Below are 3,416 nucleotides of genomic sequence, written 5' to 3'. Positions count from 1 at the left end.
TTGAAGCGCGTCACCAGAACAGGACCGGTGGTGAACTTCGAGGTCACCACCGACTTGAGCGGCACCATGCTATCGGTCGTGCTGCGAACGTAGATCCGGTCGAGATCATCAGGCGTGAGCCGGTACGCGGGTTCGGCCTGCAGGATCACCTGCCACAACCGGCTCGAACGGTTGAACTGCGACACATACAGCGAGCCGAACATCGTCTGCATCGCGCTATACACGTCCTGTATCGGCACACCCAGCGTCTCCGACTTGTCGCGGTCCACGTTGACCAGCAACTGCTGCGATGAACCATTGAAGGTCGACGTCACGCGCTGCAGTTCGTGCCGCGCCTTGGCTTTCTCGATGAACTGGTCCACCACGCCGGCCAGTTGCGCGATCGTGGCATCACCCTGGGCCTGGATCCATACCTCGGTACCGCCGGTCGTGCCGAGGCCTGGAATCGACGGTGGATTGACCGGGAGGATGATCCCCTCCTGGACCTTCGACAGGTTTTCGTATGCGCCGATCAGCAACGCGCGCGCATTTTGCGTTCTGATATTGGCAAACTTGTAGCGCTCATCAAAACCCTTGAGGCCGATAAAAAACGTCGCGGAGTTGTTCTTGTTCTGGCTGTCAAGCAGGCTGAACCCGTCGATAGTCGTGACGCTGCTCACGCCGTCCTGCTTCGAGAAATAGTCGATGACATGCTGGGAGACCGCCCCCGTGCGATCGAGACTGGCGGCATCCGGCATGATGACCGCGCCAAGCAGGTAGCCCTGATCCTCGGGCGGCAGGAACGACGTGGGGATCGACCTCATCATCACAACCGCAAGCGCGATCATGCCCGCAAATAGCAGCAGCGCCACGACAAAACGTTTGATTACCAGCTGCACCATGTTCGAATAGCCGTTCGTCATCCGCTCGAACCAGCCGTCGAACCATTTGAAAAAACCCTTCTTTTCGTGGTGCCCCGGCTTAAGCAATATGCCCGCCAGCGCTGGCGACAGCGTGAGTGCAACCAGCCCCGAGAACACCACCGAGATAGCGATGGTGATGGCGAACTGCTTGTACAACTGTCCGGTAATGCCACTCAGGAACGCCACCGGCACAAAAACCGCGCACATCACCAGCACGATCGCCACGACCGGCCCGGCGACCTCGTCCATCGCCCGCTTGGCCGCGTCTTTTGGACTCAGCTTGTACACGCTCATGTTCCGTTCGACGTTCTCAACCACCACGATCGCATCGTCCACCACAATGCCGATCGCCAGAACCATGCCGAACAGCGTCAGCATGTTGATCGAGAAACCGAGCAGGAGCATGCCCATGAACGTGCCCATGATCGACACCGGCACCGCGAGCACCGGAATCAGCGTCGCGCGGAAGCTCTGCAGAAACACGAACACCACGATCACCACCAGCACGAGCGCTTCGAAGAAAGTGTGAACCACGTCAGAGATGGATGCGCGGGTGAAGTCCGTGGTATCCATCGCGATGTCGTAGTCGATGCCTTCCGGGAACTGCTTCTTCATCTCCGCGAGCGTGGCGCGCACCTGCTTCGACACATCGAGCGCGTTGGCGCCCGGCTGCTGGTACACCGCGATGACCGTGGCGGGCTTGCCCTGGAACCGGCTGCGGATCGAATAATCTTTCTGGCCAAGTTCGGCCCGGCCGATGTCCTTGAGCCGCACGATCGCCGCAGCCCCGTTGGCGGCGCGAATGATGATGTTGTCGAACTCCGCCGGACTGGTCAGCCGGCCCGTCGTGGTGACTGCAAACGACTGTTCGACCGCCGTGCCGGTCGGCGACTGGCCGATGCTCCCCACCGCGAACTGCTGGTTCTGGTTGGACACCGCCCTCTGCACATCCGCCGCCGTGACGCCCAGTTGCGCCATGCGATCGGGTTTCAGCCAGATGCGCATCGCGTAGTCGGGTGTGCCGAAGATACTCGACTGATTCGCGCCCGGTATGCGCTTGAGCGCATCGAGCACATAGATGTTGGCGTAGTTGGCGATATAGGTCGCGTCGTAACGGTTAGTCGGCGAATAAATGGCAATCACCATCATGAACGCCGAGGACTTCTTCTGCACCTGGATGCCCTGCGACTGCACCGAGGACGGCAATTGGGGTAAAGCCAGGTTCACGCGGTTCTGCACATCGACCTGCGCCAGCTCGGGGTTCGTGCCGATCTCGAAGAAGGCGTTAAGGGTATAGTTGCCCGTCGACGAACTCGACGAGTACATGTAGATCATGTTGTCCGCGCCGTTGACCTGCTGCTCGATCGGCGCCGCCACATTGTTTGCGACCACATCCGCGCTGGCCCCCGGGTAAGTGGCGGAGATCGTGATCTGCGGCGGCGTGATGTCCGGATACTGCGCAATCGGCAGACTTAACATCGCCAATGCGCCCCCGAGCGTAATCACGATCGAGATGACTGACGCGAAAATCGGCCGGTCGATGCAGAAGCGGGAGATGTTCATATCGGCCGCCCGTCACTTCGTCACGGTCTGGCCGGACTGCCGCGCGGCGAGCGACTGTGGCTTTTCAGGCGGCGCATTGTCGGCAGCCGGCTGACTGGCCGGCTTGGGCGCCCCGGTGATCTTGAGCGGCGTGTCCGCGATCACCCGGATTGCGCCATCGACCACGATGCGCTCGCCGGCATGCAATCCGTCGGTGATGAACCAGTCGTCGCCATGCCACTCACCAGGTTCGACCACGCGTTGACGGGCTTTGGACTCGTTATCGACCACCCACACGAAATGACTCTTCGCCCCCTGCAGAACCGCGCGCTGAGGCACGAGGATCGCATTCGGGCGGATCGCGCCCGACACGCGTGCCCGCACAAACTGGCCAGGACGCAGGGTGCCCTGCGGATTGGCAAACGACGCACGCACGAGGAACGTGCCCGTCTCGGTGCTGAACGCCGGATTGGCAAAATTGATGTGGCCGGTTGCAGGAAACACCGTGCCATCGGCCAGAATGACCGATACGTCGAAATCGTTGTTAGGGGGAAACACGAGCTGCTTTTTTTCCAGCTGGCTGCGATACCCGAGCAACTCGTTTTCCGACACACTGAAGTTCACCCACATCGGATCGAGCTGATAGACCGTAGTCAGCAATCCGTTTGCCGCGGCCGTCACATAGCTGCCGTCCTGCTGTTTGGCGAAGCTCGACAGGCCGTTCAGCGGTGACTTGATCGTCGTATAGCTGAGGTTGAGCTGCGCAGTCTCGACCTCGCCCTGAGCGGCGATGACGGCGGCCTCTGCCTGCTTTTCATTGCCAGTCGCATCGTCAAGATCCTTCTGGCTCAAGGCGTTCTGCTTCGCGAGCGGGATCACCCGCGCCAGATTGGCTTTCGTCACATAGAGCCTCGCCTGTTGCTGGGCAAGCTGCCCTTTGGCTGTCTGCAGCGCCGCTTCGAAAGGCTTGGG

General features: G+C 60.7%; 2 protein-coding genes. Both read right to left on the bottom strand.

The genetic code is table 11. The features are described from left to right. Positions 1-2,465: efflux RND transporter permease subunit (locus FVF58_RS50710; protein WP_149676946.1), on the bottom strand; the 2,465-nt coding region annotated here is incomplete at its 3' end. Positions 2,466-2,477: 12 nt separating this feature from the next. After that, positions 2,478-3,416 (bottom strand): efflux RND transporter periplasmic adaptor subunit (locus FVF58_RS50705; protein ID WP_149676945.1); only part of this gene is annotated, 939 nt, incomplete at its 5' end.

Origin of the sequence: Paraburkholderia panacisoli, from assembly GCF_008369935.1 — a bacterium.
In the GTDB taxonomy this organism is placed as follows: Bacteria; Pseudomonadota; Gammaproteobacteria; order Burkholderiales; family Burkholderiaceae; genus Paraburkholderia; species Paraburkholderia panacisoli.
Note: the sequence above shows the minus strand (reverse complement) of the source record. Positions and strands in the feature narration are given on the sequence as shown.